Below are 15,386 nucleotides of genomic sequence, written 5' to 3'. Positions count from 1 at the left end.
CTCCTCGGAGACGATAACGGCACCCGGCGAACGTCTCGCCGGGTGCCGTTGCCCGTCAGTGGATCAGCACGTCACCGGATCAGAACTCGGTCCACAAGGTCAGCGGCTTGGGCAGTGTCTTGTTGTACGACACCCAGACTCGGCCGTTGGGGTGGCTTGCGGCCTCCCTCACCATCGCCTGGGCGCTGGTGTAGACGACGTAGCCCTTACCGGGGACGTAGAACGTCTTGTACCGGGAGTCGCGGTCCGGGTTGGCGTACCAGTACGGGCGCAGCTGCGGTGTGTCGAAGATCGACTCAACGCCGCTGGCCGCGATCTGCTTGGTTTCGGCGGGGGTGAAACCCACCCACACTTTTGTCGGTGTGTCCCGAACGTCGGCCGCACTCGCGTGCCCGCCCCCGATGAAAAGCAGCCCGGTCACGGCAGCCAGCGCCACCAGGAGACCTACGAGTTTCTTGCGCACTTCAACAACCTCCCCTTGTCGTGAGTACTCCCTGTGCGAGTACCAATGATTGAGTATTAAACATAGCAAACTCTCCGCAATGTCGCAGACTCCCGGACCGCCGACCCGGCAACTTGCCGTGCGCGGGCCCGCTACAGTTGTCAGCCATGACGACGCACGTGGACGCCACCAGCCCGGATCTGATCACCGTGGACGTGCCGACGCACTGGTACAACCTGGCAGCCGAGCTCGACGAGCCTATTCCGCCGCATCTACACCCGGGCACCAAGGAGCCGGTCGGTCCCGACGATCTCGCCGCGCTCTTCCCCGCGGGGTTGATCGCTCAAGAGGTATCGACCGAGCCCTACATCGAGATCCCCGAGCCGGTCCGGGAGATCTACCGGATGTGGCGGCCTTCGCCGCTGATCCGGGCGCGACGATTCGAGGAGTCGCTGAACACCGGTGCGCGGATCTACGTCAAGTACGAGGGCGTCAGCCCGGTCGGCAGTCACAAGACCAATTCGGCTGTCGCGCAGGCCTATTACAACTGCGTCGACGGAGTGCGCAAACTGACGACAGAAACCGGGGCGGGCCAGTGGGGTAGCGCGCTGGCCTTCGCCGGAGCGCAGTTCGGCATCGACGTCGAGGTGTGGCAGGTGCGCGCGTCCTACGATTCCAAGCCGTACCGCGGATATCTGATGCGGACCTACGGAGGGACGGTGCACCCGAGTCCGTCCGACCTCACCGATGCCGGCCGCGCGATGCTCGCCAAGGACCCGAACACCACCGGGAGCCTGGGGATGGCGGTCAGCGAGGCCGTCGAGGTCGCCGCGACTCACGACGACACCCGGTATGCGCTCGGTAGCGTCCTCAATCACGTTGTGCTCCACCAGAGTGTCATCGGCCAGGAGGCCGTCGAGCAGCTCGCCGGCGTCGAGCCGGGCGGCGCTGACGTCGTCTTCGGGTGCGCCGGAGGCGGATCGAACCTCGCCGGTCTCTCGTTCCCGTTCCTGCGGGAGAAGCTGGCCGGACGGTCGAATCCGCGGATCGTTGCCGCCGAACCCGCCGCCTGCCCGTCGATCACGCAGGGTGAGTACCGGTACGACCACGGTGACGTCGCCGGACTGACCCCGCTGCTCAAGATGCACACGCTCGGAATGGATTTCGTGCCGGACCCGATCCACGCCGGTGGCCTGCGCTACCACGGCATGGCGCCCGCGCTGAGCCACACCGTCGAACTCGGACTCGTGCAGGGCATCGCCATCGCCCAGCGCAAGGCCTTCGAGGCCGGTGTCCAGTTCGCGCGGACGCAGGGCATCGTGCCCGCGCCGGAGTCGACGCATGCCATCGCCGCAGCCGCGGCCCACGTCGCCGACGATCCCACCGAGCAGGTCGTCGTCATCGGATTGTCGGGCCACGGTCAGCTCGATCTGCCCGCCTACGCGGAGTTCCTCGACGGCGCGATGGCCTGAGTGCCTCTCGACCGGTCACGCGGGTGACACGCACTGCCGGAGTCGATCTCGCGGCTGCACCGGCATCGACCGCGGTCGCGGTGATCGACTGGTCGGCAGGCATTGCGCGGCTGGTCGAGCTGGTGACCCCCGCTGGCGATGCGACGATCCGGGCCCTGGTGGCCGGGTCTGCGCGGGTGGGGATCGATTCGCCGTTCGGGTGGCCGGAGGAGTTCGTCGACTTCGTCGTCGCCCACCACCGAGGATCGACGCCGACCGGCAGCGGGCTCGACGCCATCGACCGCCGACGTCCCTTGGCATTTCGGCGCACCGACCGGTTTCTCGTCGAGCACGGACTGGGGCGACCGTTGAGCGTGTCCGCCGATCAGATCGCCCATGTCGCGTTCCGCTGCGCCGGGCTACTGGCCGACCTCGGCGTCGTCGATCGTGTGGACGGCTGGGCGGTGGAGGCGTATCCCGCAGGCGCTCTGCGGCATTGGGGCCTGCGATCCCGCGGCTACAAGCGGGCGGGTAACCGGGAGTCGCTGGCTGATCTCGTGTCGGCGCTGCAGGACGCGGCCGGGTGGCTCGACCTCGGCGATCATTACGCGCTCATGTGCCGTGACGACAACGCCTTCGACGCCGTCGTCACCGCACTCATCGCTCGAGCCGCGCAGCTGGGGCACACTCGTCTACCGGACGAGGCCGACAGGTCGGTGGCGCTGCGGGAGGGCTGGATTCACGTTCCCGACTGCTCGCTGGATGCGCTGCGCTGGTCGCGGTGAGCTGGAACCAGCACCGTGGCAAGCGGTCTCGAGGCTCGCCGCACGCGGCTCGCACCTCGACCATCGGGGAAACGGGCACGGGACCGACAGGACGGGTGGCTGTCCTCCCGGTGGTCGAGGTGCGTAGGAGCGATAGCGACGGAGCCTCGAGACCCCTTGTGCCGAAAAGTATCCGGGCCAGCGCGCACCCTCACCCCAGCGGCAACCGCATGATGATCCGCGGAAAGCCGTTGAGCACCGACGTCGTGTCGGAAGCCTTGACGAACCCGGCGGTCTCGAACATGGCGCGGGTGCCGACGTAGGCCATCGTGAGATCGACACGTTCGCCGCGGTTGTCCACGGGGTACGCCTCGACAGCGGGTGCTCCCCGATCCCGTGCGAACTCGACGGCACCGGCGATGAGGGGGTGCACGAGCCCGGTCTTGCGGTGACCCGGCCGGATTCGTATACACCACAGTGACCAGACGTCGAGGTCGTCGACGTGGGGGATCCTGCGGTTCGTCGCGAAGGTGGTCTCCGCGCGAGGTGCGATAGCGGCCCAGCCGACCACCTCGTCGTCGAGGTAGGCAAGAACACCCGGCGGGGGATCGGCGGCACAGAGTTTCCGGACGTATCGTCCCCGCTCCTGCTTCGCCAAAGTGCGGTTCAGGGCGTTGGGGATTCGATAGCTCAGGCACCAGCAGACGTTGGCGTCGGGACGCTTCGGCCCGACCATGGTGGCGACGTCGTCGAAATGCGTCGCCGGGCGTACCTTCACGGTCATGACAACCAGCCTCACCCACTTGGCGTGCAGGAGCAACGGCTGGCATACCTGCGCTTGTATATTTCTGAATCTGAATCTAGCATCAGAAAAGTCGAGCCGAACTCGCGCGCCCAATCCCCTCACCCCGAAAGAGGCCTCACATGGCGATGATGACCAGGGACTCCTACGTCGCGTCCCTCGATGACGGTCGCCGGATCTTCGCCGAGGGAGAGCAGGTCAAGGACCTCTCCCGGCACCCGCAATTCGCCACCGCGATCGAACTCGTGGGCCAGGGTTACGCCGACCACTACCGGCCGGGCGATGATGCGAGCGGTCCGTACTTCGACATCCCGCGCAGCCCTGTCCAACTCAAGGAATTGCTGTCGGACCTGCTGCACTGGGACATGGTCACCGTCACCACCAGCCAGGGCCTGCTCGCGCTGCTGACCGCGGCCGCCCGCATGCGCGCCGATCACCCCGAGGCGTCCGCACGCATCGAGGACTACTTCTACTACTGCCGGCGCAGCGACCTGCGCTGCGTGCAGGCCATCACCGACGCCAAGGGCGACCGTCGGCTGCCGCCGGGGGCGCAGGACGATCCCGACGTCTACACGCGGATCGTCGAGCGCCGCCCCGACGGGGTCGTCATCCGTGGCGCCAAACTGCACATCTCGTCGGCGGCGGTCTGTCACGAACTCGTCGTCATGCCGACCAAGAACATGAAACCGGGCGAAGAGGACTACGCGATCGCGTGCGCGGTGCCGGTCAACGCGCCGGGCGTGCGCATCGTGAACACCAGCTACGCGCCCCGTGAGCGCGAGGGCGACTTCCCGGTCAGCGCGAAACACAATATGCCCGAGGGCTTCATCATCTTCGACGACGTCTTCGTCCCCGCCGAGCGGGTCTTCCTCGACGGTCAGGTCGGCCATTCGGCGACCTTCGCCCACGCCCTCGGACTGTGGGAGCGTCTCGGCGGAACCGCCCACATGTCGGAGTTCGCCGATCAACTCGTCGGGCTGGCGCAGCTGATCGCCGAGGCCAACGGCACCGAACGCATCAACCACATCCGCGAGAAGATCGCCGAAATGATCATCTACGCCACCATGGTCCGGTCCGGCCTCGAGGCGGCGATCGCCAACGCCGAGGAGAGCCCGGAGGGCTGGTACTTCCCGAGCGAGCTCTACACCAATGCCGCGAAGCATTACGCCGCAGCCGATTACAGCCTGATGGTCCGACATCTCCATGACATCGGCGGCGGCTCGATTCTCACCGCACCGTCGACCGCCGACCTCGACAACGACGAGGTGGGCCCGCTGATCAAGAAGTACATGCGCACCAAGGACGGCGTCGACGGCGATTACCGCACCAGACTGTTCCACGCCATCCGCGACTTCACCGCAGACGCCTACGGTGGCTGGCAGCTGGTGACGATGCTGCAGTCCGGCGGCGGGCTGTACGCGCAACGTCTGGTGGCACGCAAACACTACGACATGGACAAGGCCAAGCGCGCGGCTCTGGAGCTCGCGGGATTGGCATGACGCTCACCGGGATTCCCACGGGGCTCGACGCCTTCGCCCGATATCTGCGGCGTCGTCTCGCAGGCCTGACCGGTGAGTTCTGCTCTGCCGCAGAAGCTCCCGCCACCGACGATTTCAGAGGCGACCGGATCGCGGCGGTAGAAGAGCTTCGTGCGGGTCACGAGGAGGTGGTCGCGCGGATGCGCCGACTGCAGGGCGCGCTGTTCGACGCGGGTGTCGCGTGGCCCGGCGGTCCGGTCGAACTCGGCGGCCTCGGGCTGTCCGCGGCACACGACGAGGTCTTGGAGAACGTCCTCGACGAGCTCGGATTCCCGTCCAGGGAGGCACTTTTCGTCGGATTGAACATCGTCGCGCCGGCCCTGCTCCGACACGCGCCCGCGCACTTGCGTGACTCCGTGCTGCCCGCGCTGTTCCGGGGCGATCTGATCGGCTGCCAGCTGTTCAGCGAGCCCGGCGCCGGATCGGACCTCGCGTCGGTGACCACCCGTGGGGTGCGTGACGGTGACGACTGGGTGATCACCGGTCAGAAGGTGTGGACCTCGATGGGTCATCTCGCCGACGTCGGCGAGGCCCTGGTGCGCACCGATCCCGAGGCGCCCAAACACGCCGGCCTCACCATGTTCCTGCTCGACATGCATGCGCCCGGCATCACGGTGCGCCCGATCCGGCAGATGACCGGTGGTGCGGCGTTCAACGAGGTCTTTCTCGACGGCGTCCGGGTCTCCGACAGCCGCCGGATCGGCGGGATCGGTGAGGGCTGGGCGGTGGCGTCGACGAGCCTGGGTAGCGAGCGGTCGACGATGAGCGGACCCGGTGGCCCGCTGACGCCGGTCGTGATGGCGCGGCTCGTCGAGTTGGTGCGCCGCCTCGACGCCGAGTCGGATCCGGTCCATCGGCCGCAGATCGCGCGTACCGTAACCGCCGTGACCGCCATGCGTGCCGCGGCCGGGCTCAGCCCCGGATCGTGGAGCCACCGGATGGCGCCGGTCAGCGGATCGGTGCTCAAGTTGCTGATGGTCCGCGCCGCCGATGAGATCGCCCGTCTGGCAACCGAAGTGCTCGGGGAACGGGCATTCGTCGACAACGGTGACCCCGACACCTTCGCGTGGTCGGAATTCATCCTCGGCGTCCCCGCCCTGCACCTGGCCGGCGGCACCGACGAGATCCAGCTCTCCGTGATCGCCCAACGCGGACTCGGGTTGCCCCGCCGATAATTTCCGGCACGACCGTGCCGCACCACCCACGAAGGAGTGTCGAGATGGAGTCGTTCATCACCCACCGTAAGGGCCGGACGCCTCGTCAGGTTCACCGCGACGTCGAGGACCTCAAGGACGACGAGCTCGGCCGCTACGGGTTCACCGGGCGAACCGCACACCTGTACCGCCGCAACGACCCGACGCAGTACAGTGTCGTCGGAGATCTCGCCGGGGTGGACCGCGCGACAACGGATCTGACGCCGACCGATCAGATTGATCCGGCCGGTGAGCCGCTGCTCATGTTCCACAACGCCGATTGTCGGATCTCGTTGTCGCGTCGAGACACCGTGGCGCCCTTCTACACACGCAACGTCGATGGCGACGAGTTGATCTTCGTCCACGACGGCACCGGTCACTTCGAGACCGAGTTCGGGCGATTGGCCTACCGCCCGGGCGACTGGGTCTACCTCCCGAAGGGCACCACCTTCCGACAGATCCCCGACGATCGCTGCCACTTCCTGATCATCGAGGCCGCCGAGGAGTACCGGGTCCCCGACGCCGGCGTGCTGGGACGTTTCTTCCCGTTCGACCCGTCGTTGGTGGTCGTGCCCGAGGCGGAGGTGTTCCCCGACGACGGGCGCGAGGAGTACGAGGTGCGCTTCCGGCAGCGTGAGGGCGCCACGTCGCTCTTCTACCCGTTCAACCCGCTCGACGTCGAAGGCTGGCGCGGAGACAACTTCGCATTCACCTTCAACATCGAGGACTACGACGTCATCACCTCCGAGACAGTGCATCTGCCACCGACGGTGCATCTGTTCATGCAGGCCACCGGCGTGTACGTCATGAACTTCCTACCCCGGCCCGTCGAAGGCCGCCTGGGCACCGAACGGTTGCCCTGGTATCACCGCAACACCGACTTCGACGAGATCGCCTTCTACCACGGCGGCAGCGTCTTCGGGATCGACATGCCGCCCGGTCTGATTTCGCATGCGCCACAAGGAATCCACCACGGAATTCCCGAACGCGCTCGGGAACGAGCCCGGCGCCGATTCGAGGTCGACCAACGCGTCGAATGGCAGGTCATCGCGATCGACACCCGTCTTCGACTCACCGCCACCCCGGTGATGACGGCCGCCGCTGCCACCGAGGTCGCCGCGGAGGCACAGGTATGAGCCCCACGGATTCGACGGCGCGCAAATTCGACTACGACCGCATCCCCTATCTCGTCGTCTTCGACGACACCTCGGCCTACCGGGACACCTACGGCGGTGTCACCGAGAGCGTGGTGCTCGAGAGTTATCTGTTGCAGCCCAAGGGAATCAGCTCGGACACCGTCATCGTGTTCATGCACCCCATCGGCGGTGGAGCCTACCTACCGATGACCAATGCACTGGCCCGCGCCGGCCACCACGTCATCTACTGCAACAGCCGCTACCGAGGTGTCGACAGCGCGTTGATCATGGAGAAGGTCGTCCAGGATCTCGGCGCATGCGTGAAGGACGCGCGCGATCGGCTCGGGTACCGCAATGTCGTTCTCGCCGGATGGAGTGGCGGCGGAGCGTTGTCGCTGTACTACCAGCAGCAGGCGCAACAGGCGACGGTCACCGCGACCCCCGCCGGCGAGCCGCCCGATCTGACGCAGCTCGATCTGCCTGCGGCGGACGGGATGATGTTGCTCGCCGCGCACGTCAGCAGACACGGCACGCTCACCGAATGGATGGACCCGTCGATCCTCGACGAGACCGATCCCGACAAGCGTGATCCCGAACTCGATCTCTACAACCCGAACAACCCGAATCAGCCGCCGTACACCGACGAGTTCCTCACCCGATACCGTGCGGCCCAGATCGACCGGAACCGGCGCATCACGGCGTGGGTGCTTGAGCAGCTCGAGGATCTGCGGGCCAAGGGGGAACCGTTGATGGAGCGGGGATTCGTTGTGCACGGCACGATGGCTGACCCCCGGTGGCTCGACCTCACCCAGGACCCCAACGACCGTGAACCGGGTTGCTACCTCGGCGACCCGCGAATCGTCAACATGGGACCGGTGGGCCTGGCACGTTTCACGACACTGCGGAGTTGGCTGTCGCAGTGGAGTTTCGACGACGCCAACGGCGATGGTCCGCGGTGTGCCGCCGATCTGTCCGTGCCGACGCTGGTGCTCGGTAACAGTGCCGACAATGCGTGCACGCCGAGCCACACCCAACGTCTCTACGACGCCGTCGGCCACCCGGACAAGCAGATGCACACGATAGTCGGTGCCACCCACTATTATTCGGGTCGTGCTCAGCTGCCGTACCTGAAGAAGGCGGTCGACACCATCACCGAGTGGCTGGGCGAGCGGTCATGGACGAGTCTCTGAGCAGCACCCGTCCGACCGGCACCACACCCGACATCTCGCCGGACGAGGTGCGTGCCGCCCTGCGCGATTACTTCGCGACCCGACCCGGTCTCGACGAGGTACGCCGCACCAGGGATGGCCGGCAGCCGAGTGGATTCGACGAGAGCAGCTGGCGGGCGCTCGCCACGGACGTCGGGCTGTGCAGCTTGGGTATGCCGCCGCGGTGGGGTGGTCTGGGTTTGGGTCTGGATTGCTTGGTGGCCGCCGTCGAGGAGTGTGGAGCCGCCCTGTATCCCGGACCGGTGCGGGCCGCCGTCCTCGCGGCGGGGGCGCTGGGTGAGGGAGCCCTGGGTGAGGGGGCGCTGGGTGGCCTCAATGATGCTGTCGACCTCACCGGGACCATCGACGGTCTGCTCGCTGGTATGGCCGTCCCCGGGTCGACTCTCGACACCGAAATCGCAGAGCCGCAATCTCTTCCGCTCTGGCGTGCCGGCGTGGCGACCGGTGTGCTCGTGGCACTGTCGCACGGTGTTGTTGCCGGGCTCGCCGTCACCGAGGTGCGCACCGCCGACGGCGTTGCCGCCGCGCTGGTGGTACTCGACGACTCCGCCGACCGGAGATCCCGAACCACCGTCGACTTCGCACTGCCGCGCGCCGATGTGACCGTCACCGATGCGCCGGCCCTGCTCGTCACCGAGCCGGGCGATCATACTGCGCTGCAACGATTCCGCGATGCGTCGACGCTCCTGCGGGCCGCTGAGCAGGTCGGCGGCGCTCAAGGATGTGTGTCGTTGATGGTCGAATACGCCGGAGTCCGAGAGCAATTCGGTCACCCGATCGGCAGCTATCAGGCCATTGCGCACCGGTGCGCGCAGACCGCGGTCGACGTGGCCGGTGCCCGCGGACTGGTGACCGCGGGCGCCGCGGCGCTGGATCGCACGACGTTTACCGACCCCGATACCGCGGTGCACCTCGCATCACTGGCCCATGCCGCGGCCGGCGAGACCTATCTCGCGGCGTCGAGCTCACTCATCCAGGTCAGCGGTGGCATCGGATTCACCTGGGAACACGACGCGCACCTCCACTTTCGGCACGCTCGAACTCTCGCGGTGGCGGGCGGAACCCCGGCGGAGTACTACGATCGCGCGGTGTTGGACGGGTGCCTGGACCTCGTGATCTCAGGAGTGGGAGGCAACGAAGCCGTGAATCCAGTCCAGATGGCGAGCGGGTAAGCCGGGTGCTCCCAGACGGGCGTTGCGCCCGTAAAGAAGTGGCGAGTCATTCGGGAGGTGGAGCACGTCGGCGGTGGTGATCGAGGCGTACTGCACCCGCCGGGTGCGGTCTCGACGGAGGTCCTCGTAGCCGGCGCGCGCGGCGTCGAGATCGGTGCCCGCGGCGAGTTGGTCGGCGAGGACGATGGCGTCCTCGATGGACTGGTTGGCGCCCTGACCGTGGTGCGGGACGAGGGCGTGCGCGGCGTCGCCGAGCAGCGTGACGCGGCCATGGTTCCATCGCGCGAGCGGCGGGCGGTGGAACAACGCCCAGCGATCCCCGACGGGGGCCGCCTCCACCATCTCCGTCACCGCCGGATGCCAGCCCGAGAAGTGCTTCATCCGTTCATGATCAGTGGCCGGCGCAGTCCAGGCAGGGTAGGGCCACGGTGCCGGGCCCCGTTCGACGAGTAAGAAGTTATGTGCGCCGGACCCGATCGGGTAGTGCAGCAGGTGACCACCCGGCCCCATCCAGAACTGAATGGCCTCCGGGTCGGGTAGTGACCGTAGGTGCGACGGGTCGACGATGCCGCGAAAGCCGGAGCAGCCCGAGTAGAGGGCGTCGTCGTAGCCGAGCACGAGTCGTCGCACGGTGGAGCGGGCGCCGTCGGCACCGATGACGAGATCGGCTGCGGCGGTGGAGCCGTCGTGGAAGGTCAGAATCGCCTCGGTGCCGCTGTCGTCGATGTCGATGAGCGTGCGGCCCAGATGCAGGGTGTCGGGACCCACTGCCTCCGACAGGATGGCCTGCAGATCGGCCCGGTGCACGCCGGCGTAGGGCGCGCCGTAACGGCGGCGGTACTCCTCGCCGCCGTAGTGCCGGCCGATGACCTCGCCGGAGCGGCCGTCGCGGAAGATCAGTTCGGGAATCTCGGCCCACACCTTCGCGAATTGGTCACCGAGTTCGAGCCGACCCTCATAGAAGCGCATCGCGTTCGCCGACAGCGCGACGGCTGCACCGACCTCCCGGAGTTCCTCGGTGCGTTCGTAGATCTCACTGGCGATGCCATGGCGACGAAGCGCGAGTGACAGCGTCAGGCCGCCGATTCCTGCGCCGATGATCGCGATGCGTGGGCTGTGCACGTCTCACTCCTCCGCCTCGGCTACTGCCGAGCAGCGGACACCTTCGGTTGCAGTGGCACCGTCGCCGCCTCGACAAAGCTCGAAGCGAGTGTGGCGGGCGACGACAGTTGTGCTTCGTGGCTACCGGGGGTCCGCAGCATCGGCGAGCCTGCGGGGAGGCGCTCGGCGAAGCGTTCCCAGCCGTATTCGCCTGGCGGCAGCGCCAAGTCGTCGTCGGCGAGTAGATACACCGCGGGAAGTGCGAGCCGCGCCCAGTCGTCGAGGTCGAGCGAGTCGTTCATGGTGTGGAAGGGCTGGCGTTCGAGGAGCGGGTGGATCACCCGCTGGACCTCGGCACCGACGTCCTGCATGAACGCTCCTGCGAAGACCTCGAAGGGGAACATCACCGAGTTGTCCTGCGACGACTGGGCCGAGGCCCGGAACATGTCACCGTAAGCGGGAGGGCACAGATCGATGAGCGATTCGCCCGTGAGCGGGACGAACGCGCTCCAGTAGATGAGGCGCTCGATCCGATCGGCGATCGCCGCGGCGGCGCCGGACACGGGGAACCCGCCCCAGCTGTGTCCCACGAGAACGATATCGTGCAAGTCCCGAGCCTCGACGTAATCAACCAGTGCTGCAACGGAGTCCGACAATCTGACCTCGGCGCGTGCGTCTTCGGCGCCGAGTCCCGGCAACGTCGGCGTGTAGACGGTGTGACCCTGCTCGCGCAGGATCTCGGCGACCGGTCGCCAGGACCACCCGCCATGGCAAGCACCGTGGACGAGAACGAATGTGGACATGTGCGACCTCTCAGCTGTGATCCACCCCATACCTTTGCCACGCTAGGTTTGCCATCCATGGAAGACAAGGACGGAATATCGGCGTATTCATACGATCCGGCGATCAATGCCGAGTGCCTTTGGGCGACACGGGCTGTCGAAGCCATGGGCCGCGATCTTTCCCGCACGGTGCGGGACGGGTTGTCACGTGACCGTCGTGGGCGATGATTGCCACGCAAGGACAGAAATTCAGAAGAGAAGCAAGGGGATAAATGGCGGCCACCACTGTGGCACCCCTTCAGGACACGCAGGCGATAGTGCCGGGTAGCTGTCATATTGGCTGAAACAGAATGTCAAGAAGAGCCAGATGCTCAGCAGCAGAGCGACCGTCATCGACACGAAATACACGGGGTTGCTTGCCCTCATGAGGGCCCCTGAGGTTAGGAAAAGCGTGACCAGGCCGATCATGTACGCAACCGGGGTGTACATGGCCAGCCCAACGGTCGAGGCGAGGGGAAGTTGATTGATATCGCACGTCGACCACTGTTGTGCAAGTACGTATATGCCCACCAGCATCACGCCGAATGCACCGACGAACGGTGTGAGGGTCGTACGGAGCACCGGGAACTTCCGGGGCGCCGAGCTGGAGTCCGATACGCCGGCACGTTCCGCCGGTGAGCCCGCGTTGCGTCGACGTTGCAGATCAGGGCCGTCATCCGAGGCCATCTCGGACCCTTCGATTCCGTGGATATTTCCCGTCAACCGAAATGGTCGAGGCGAAGTCTCGCCCCGTGTGGTCATGCATAGTACCCATAGGTGAAGACTGCCAGCGCCGTGCCCAACGCGACGTATGCAATAAGAAATGCGGCCACCGGTACTCGTACGGTCTGGTTACCGACAATTGTCGTCAGCACGGCGGCAATTGCGGCGGCGAACATGGGTGAAATCGCGCACAACCACCATGACCCGGTCCCGGGTAGGGCGCTCACACCCAGTACATCGGCGGCGGTCCACCGCAAGATCGTGTACGTGAGTGCGCAGGAAACCGCGCCGATCACTGCGCCGAGCACCGCTTTCATGACCTGGTTGCTCTCAGCTGACTCAGCAAGCTCGTCTCCTTCGCCGCCACCGTGATCAGGTAATCCCGGTGATGCCCATCAGTCCAGTGCCGCGCCAAATACGTGCGCTCCCGCCTCCGCTCGACGAACCATGAGCTGCGGGCCGACGTTGCGGGCGTCATGTGTGAGTGACCAAACCACAATCTCGTCGATTTGACAACATGAAAGACTGCCGCGCTGGCGTGAAGTGGAAGCCCCGGTGTCGGGCCTGCTCGCAGACCGGGGCATCGGCAGCAAGGGGCTCTCAAGCAACTCCGTCGACATCAAAAGGCAAGCGGTGGTGATAGTTTTTCGCGAAGACCGAACCCTTGGGGTCGCGCGCGAGTGCGGCTGATATCCGCAGGACGCTTGCGGGTTCGAGTTGTCCGTGAGGTGCGTTACATCAACGCCGACCTCTTGACCTTCCCGGTCGCCGTGCGGGGCAGTTCGTCGAGGAGTACCACCGACTTGGGTACCTGAAAACGTCCGAGACGCTCAGTGCACCAGGCGATCACGTCGGCATCGCTGATCGGTTCCGTGGCGACCACCGCCGCGCACACCCGTTGGCCCCAATGCGGGTCGGGTGCGCCGAACACCGCGCATTCCTCGACACCGGGCATCGCAGCGAGGACCTCCTCGACGACCTGCGGATGGACGTTTTCCCCACCGGTGCAGATCATGTCGTCCGAACGGCCCTGCACATACAGGTAGCCGTCGTCGTCGAGAAAGCCGATGTCACGGGTGTTGAACCAGCAGTCGACGAGCACCCGCGCGGTCGCATCGGGATTGTCGAGATAGCCACGGGTCACACAGGGCGAGCGAAACCACAGTTCGCCGGACTCGCCGGCCCCGAGTACCGACCCGTCCGGAGCGCGGACCTCGACATCGATACCGACACCCGGCTTTCCGGCGGACGACAGTCGCTCGGGGTGATCGCCCCGGTGATCCTCGACCTCCAGAAAGGCCACGCCGCCACCGGTTTCGGAGAGGCCGTAGACCTGTGCGAACTCGCAGCCGAGGAGTCCGATGGCCTCACCGAGCAGTTGCTGGGTGATCGACGAGGCGCCGTAGCCGACGTGTTGCAGCGACGGAAGCGCACGGGGGTGCTCGCGGAGTTCGCCGAGAAGCGAGTGGATCAGGGTGGGCACCATCAGCGTGTGCGTGATGCCGTGCTCCACGATGGCATCGGCGATACCGGCCGGAGAGGTGTCGGCGATGTAGACCAGCCGCATCCCGATGAACATGCCGTAGTTGGCCCAGGTTGCCCCGGCGGCATGGAAGTTCGGTGGGATCACCAGCGCTCGGGAGTTCTCGTCGAAGCGGTGGACGGCCGCATAGGGCAGCGTCGCCTCGATCGCGCCGCGGGTCAACGGCACCGCCTTCGGATGTCCGGTCGATCCCGAGGTGAAGTAGATCAGCGCCTCGTCGTCGGCGTCGGTATCGATCGCCGCACGATCGACGCCGGCATCACCCGCCGACACAATGGTCGGCCATACCTCGTCGTCGGGAGCCGCCACGGTTCGGCTCGGAACATCCAGGGCGGCAGCAAGTTCCGAATGGTGAGCGTCGTAGACCAGATGGGTGGGACGCACCGCCTGCGTCATCGCGTCGAGATCCGTCGCAGGCAGACGGAGATTGAGCCCGACGATGGACGCGCCTTGGCGCCACGCGGCCAGCACGGTGATCGGATACGCGGCGACATTCGGTCCCAACCACGCCACCCGATCACCGCGCCCGACGCCCTGTGCCGACAGCGTGGCGGCCAGCCGGTCGGCGGCCGCATCGAGGTCGCTCCACGTGAGGTGGCGATATGGGTCGACGACGGCGATGTCGTCGGCGTGCTCGCGGGCGCGCCGACGGACCGCGGCATCGATGCTGTCGTGGATGATGGCCTGTGCGGTCATGGCGGAACCTCCGAACATGCTGATTCTGAAACTGAGTCTAGATTTAGAAACAGTTCCGCGTTCGGTTACGGTCAGATCGGCCGGTCCCGTAATCTCCAATCCGGACTCACGCGCGGCGTGGCCACCGGCATGAACGGACACAGAGAGAGCGGCGATGGCGACCAAGCGCAAGGGTGAGCGCACCGAGGGGGCGCTGCTCGACGCCGCCCGCGAGGTGTTTGCCGAGCAGGGCTATTTCAACGCCAAGATCGCCGACATCACGCGCGCAGCCGGTCGCTCGCCGGGATCGTTCTACAACTATTACGAGAACAAGGCGCAGTTACTCGACGCCCTCCTCGACCAGTTCACCGGTGAGGTGATGGAGCAGTCGATGGCCGCGATGTCCGACGACCCGTACCAGAGTGTGCGCGGTGCGGTCACCGCCTACTGGACGACGTCGCGCCAGCATCTGCCGGAGATGATCGGGCTGACGCAGATGGCGATGACCGACGAGAGGTACGCGCAACGTGCGCGCGAGATGCGCGCGGTCGGGATGCGCGGGGTCATGACGCACCTCAAGCGCGCCCGCAAGGCCGGCCACCTGGCCGGCGTCGATCTGCCGACGATGGCGTCGGCGATCATCTCGATGCTCGAATCCTTTTGCTGGACATGGCTGGCGGGCAAGGGCGATATCGGTGTCGAGGCGCCCGACGACGAGACGGCGATCGCCACCATGACCGCGCTGTGGTACGGCGCGATGTACGGCCCGACGGACTGACGTCAGGCCGAACCGCGT

15 protein-coding genes are annotated in these 15,386 nt (G+C 66.4%); 8 read left to right on the top strand and 7 right to left on the bottom strand.

Annotated features, from left to right (window positions below; genetic code table 11):
- Positions 1-79: 79 nt before the first annotated feature.
- Positions 80-463, bottom strand: coding sequence for a hypothetical protein (locus tag J6U32_RS02190; RefSeq protein WP_208793361.1), 384 nt, complete (start codon positions 461-463; stop codon positions 80-82).
- 146 nt (positions 464-609) lie between these two features.
- Here J6U32_RS02190 and J6U32_RS02185 point away from each other — a divergent pair, with 146 nt between their 5' ends.
- Positions 610-1,914 carry a TrpB-like pyridoxal phosphate-dependent enzyme gene (locus J6U32_RS02185; RefSeq protein WP_208793360.1) on the top strand — a complete coding sequence of 435 codons (1,305 nt, stop codon included), beginning with the start codon at positions 610-612 and terminating at the stop codon, positions 1,912-1,914.
- Positions 1,915-1,937: 23 nt separating this feature from the next.
- The gene (locus J6U32_RS02180; protein ID WP_208793359.1) at positions 1,938-2,678 is read left to right on the top strand and encodes a DUF429 domain-containing protein; all 741 of its coding nucleotides are present in this window, start codon (positions 1,938-1,940) and stop codon (positions 2,676-2,678) included.
- A 190-nt stretch (positions 2,679-2,868) separates the two neighbouring features.
- Here the strand turns inward: J6U32_RS02180 and J6U32_RS02175 are convergent, their stop codons facing one another.
- Entirely contained in the window at positions 2,869-3,441 is a 573-nt protein-coding gene (locus tag J6U32_RS02175; protein WP_208793358.1) for a GNAT family N-acetyltransferase, read from the bottom strand.
- A gap of 140 nt (positions 3,442-3,581) precedes the next feature.
- On the opposite strand from J6U32_RS02175, the gene J6U32_RS02170 reads away from it, so the two are divergent.
- From J6U32_RS02170 to J6U32_RS02150, 5 genes are read left to right on the top strand one after another with little or no spacing between them, the layout of a single operon-like run.
- Positions 3,582-4,958, top strand: a complete 1,377-nt coding sequence (locus J6U32_RS02170) for a 4-hydroxyphenylacetate 3-hydroxylase N-terminal domain-containing protein (RefSeq protein ID WP_208793357.1) — start codon at positions 3,582-3,584, stop codon at positions 4,956-4,958.
- Entirely contained in the window at positions 4,955-6,172 is a 1,218-nt protein-coding gene (locus tag J6U32_RS02165; RefSeq protein WP_208793356.1) for an acyl-CoA dehydrogenase family protein, read from the top strand. The genes J6U32_RS02170 and J6U32_RS02165 overlap by 4 nt, the downstream gene beginning before the upstream one ends.
- A 44-nt stretch (positions 6,173-6,216) precedes the next feature.
- Positions 6,217-7,326 (top strand): homogentisate 1,2-dioxygenase, encoded by a 1,110-nt coding sequence (locus J6U32_RS02160; protein ID WP_208793355.1) that lies wholly within the window; start codon positions 6,217-6,219, stop codon positions 7,324-7,326.
- Entirely contained in the window at positions 7,323-8,516 is a 1,194-nt protein-coding gene (locus J6U32_RS02155) for an alpha/beta hydrolase family protein (protein ID WP_208793354.1), read from the top strand. The genes J6U32_RS02160 and J6U32_RS02155 overlap by 4 nt, the downstream gene beginning before the upstream one ends.
- Positions 8,501-9,727 (top strand): acyl-CoA dehydrogenase family protein, encoded by a 1,227-nt coding sequence (locus tag J6U32_RS02150; RefSeq protein WP_208793353.1) that lies wholly within the window; start codon positions 8,501-8,503, stop codon positions 9,725-9,727. Before J6U32_RS02155 ends, J6U32_RS02150 begins: the two co-directional genes overlap by 16 nt.
- On the opposite strand, the gene J6U32_RS02145 is transcribed toward J6U32_RS02150, so the two are convergent.
- The 5 genes from J6U32_RS02145 to J6U32_RS02125 form a co-directional block, all read right to left on the bottom strand.
- A complete protein-coding gene (locus J6U32_RS02145) occupies positions 9,674-10,849 on the bottom strand; it encodes an FAD-dependent monooxygenase (RefSeq protein ID WP_208793352.1) in 1,176 nt (391 codons plus the stop codon). The genes J6U32_RS02150 and J6U32_RS02145 overlap by 54 nt on opposite strands.
- A 20-nt stretch (positions 10,850-10,869) precedes the next feature.
- Entirely contained in the window at positions 10,870-11,631 is a 762-nt protein-coding gene (locus tag J6U32_RS02140; RefSeq protein ID WP_208793351.1) for an alpha/beta fold hydrolase, read from the bottom strand.
- Positions 11,632-11,859: 228 nt separating this feature from the next.
- On the bottom strand, positions 11,860-12,336 hold the full coding sequence (locus J6U32_RS02135; protein WP_208793350.1) for a hypothetical protein: 477 nt from the start codon (positions 12,334-12,336) through the stop codon (positions 11,860-11,862).
- Between the two features lie 71 nt (positions 12,337-12,407).
- Complete coding sequence (locus J6U32_RS02130) at positions 12,408-12,689, bottom strand: hypothetical protein (protein ID WP_208793349.1); 282 nt, start codon at positions 12,687-12,689, stop codon at positions 12,408-12,410.
- A 416-nt stretch (positions 12,690-13,105) separates the two neighbouring features.
- Positions 13,106-14,611, bottom strand: coding sequence for a class I adenylate-forming enzyme family protein (locus tag J6U32_RS02125; RefSeq protein WP_244332501.1), 1,506 nt, complete (start codon positions 14,609-14,611; stop codon positions 13,106-13,108).
- A gap of 154 nt (positions 14,612-14,765) precedes the next feature.
- On the opposite strand from J6U32_RS02125, the gene J6U32_RS02120 reads away from it, so the two are divergent.
- Positions 14,766-15,368, top strand: a complete 603-nt coding sequence (locus tag J6U32_RS02120) for a TetR/AcrR family transcriptional regulator (protein ID WP_208793347.1) — start codon at positions 14,766-14,768, stop codon at positions 15,366-15,368.
- The last annotated feature ends 18 nt before the right edge of the window (positions 15,369-15,386 follow it).

Origin of the sequence: Gordonia polyisoprenivorans (assembly GCF_017654315.1) — a bacterium.
GTDB classification, from domain to species: domain Bacteria; phylum Actinomycetota; class Actinomycetes; order Mycobacteriales; family Mycobacteriaceae; genus Gordonia; species Gordonia polyisoprenivorans_A.
Note: the sequence above shows the minus strand (reverse complement) of the source record. Positions and strands in the feature narration are given on the sequence as shown.

Coding starts and splice junctions, on each gene's coding strand:
- J6U32_RS02185 (WP_208793360.1), top strand. CDS start 610: ATGACGACGCACGTGGACGCCACCAGCCCGGATCTGATCACCGTGGAC.
- J6U32_RS02175 (WP_208793358.1), bottom strand. CDS start 3,441: ATGACCGTGAAGGTACGCCCGGCGACGCATTTCGACGACGTCGCCACC.
- J6U32_RS02170 (WP_208793357.1), top strand. CDS start 3,582: ATGGCGATGATGACCAGGGACTCCTACGTCGCGTCCCTCGATGACGGT.
- J6U32_RS02165 (WP_208793356.1), top strand. CDS start 4,955: ATGACGCTCACCGGGATTCCCACGGGGCTCGACGCCTTCGCCCGATAT.
- J6U32_RS02160 (WP_208793355.1), top strand. CDS start 6,217: ATGGAGTCGTTCATCACCCACCGTAAGGGCCGGACGCCTCGTCAGGTT.
- J6U32_RS02155 (WP_208793354.1), top strand. CDS start 7,323: ATGAGCCCCACGGATTCGACGGCGCGCAAATTCGACTACGACCGCATC.
- J6U32_RS02150 (WP_208793353.1), top strand. CDS start 8,501: ATGGACGAGTCTCTGAGCAGCACCCGTCCGACCGGCACCACACCCGAC.
- J6U32_RS02140 (WP_208793351.1), bottom strand. CDS start 11,631: ATGTCCACATTCGTTCTCGTCCACGGTGCTTGCCATGGCGGGTGGTCC.
- J6U32_RS02135 (WP_208793350.1), bottom strand. CDS start 12,336: ATGGCCTCGGATGACGGCCCTGATCTGCAACGTCGACGCAACGCGGGC.
- J6U32_RS02130 (WP_208793349.1), bottom strand. CDS start 12,689: ATGAAAGCGGTGCTCGGCGCAGTGATCGGCGCGGTTTCCTGCGCACTC.
- J6U32_RS02125 (WP_244332501.1), bottom strand. CDS start 14,611: ATGACCGCACAGGCCATCATCCACGACAGCATCGATGCCGCGGTCCGT.
- J6U32_RS02120 (WP_208793347.1), top strand. CDS start 14,766: ATGGCGACCAAGCGCAAGGGTGAGCGCACCGAGGGGGCGCTGCTCGAC.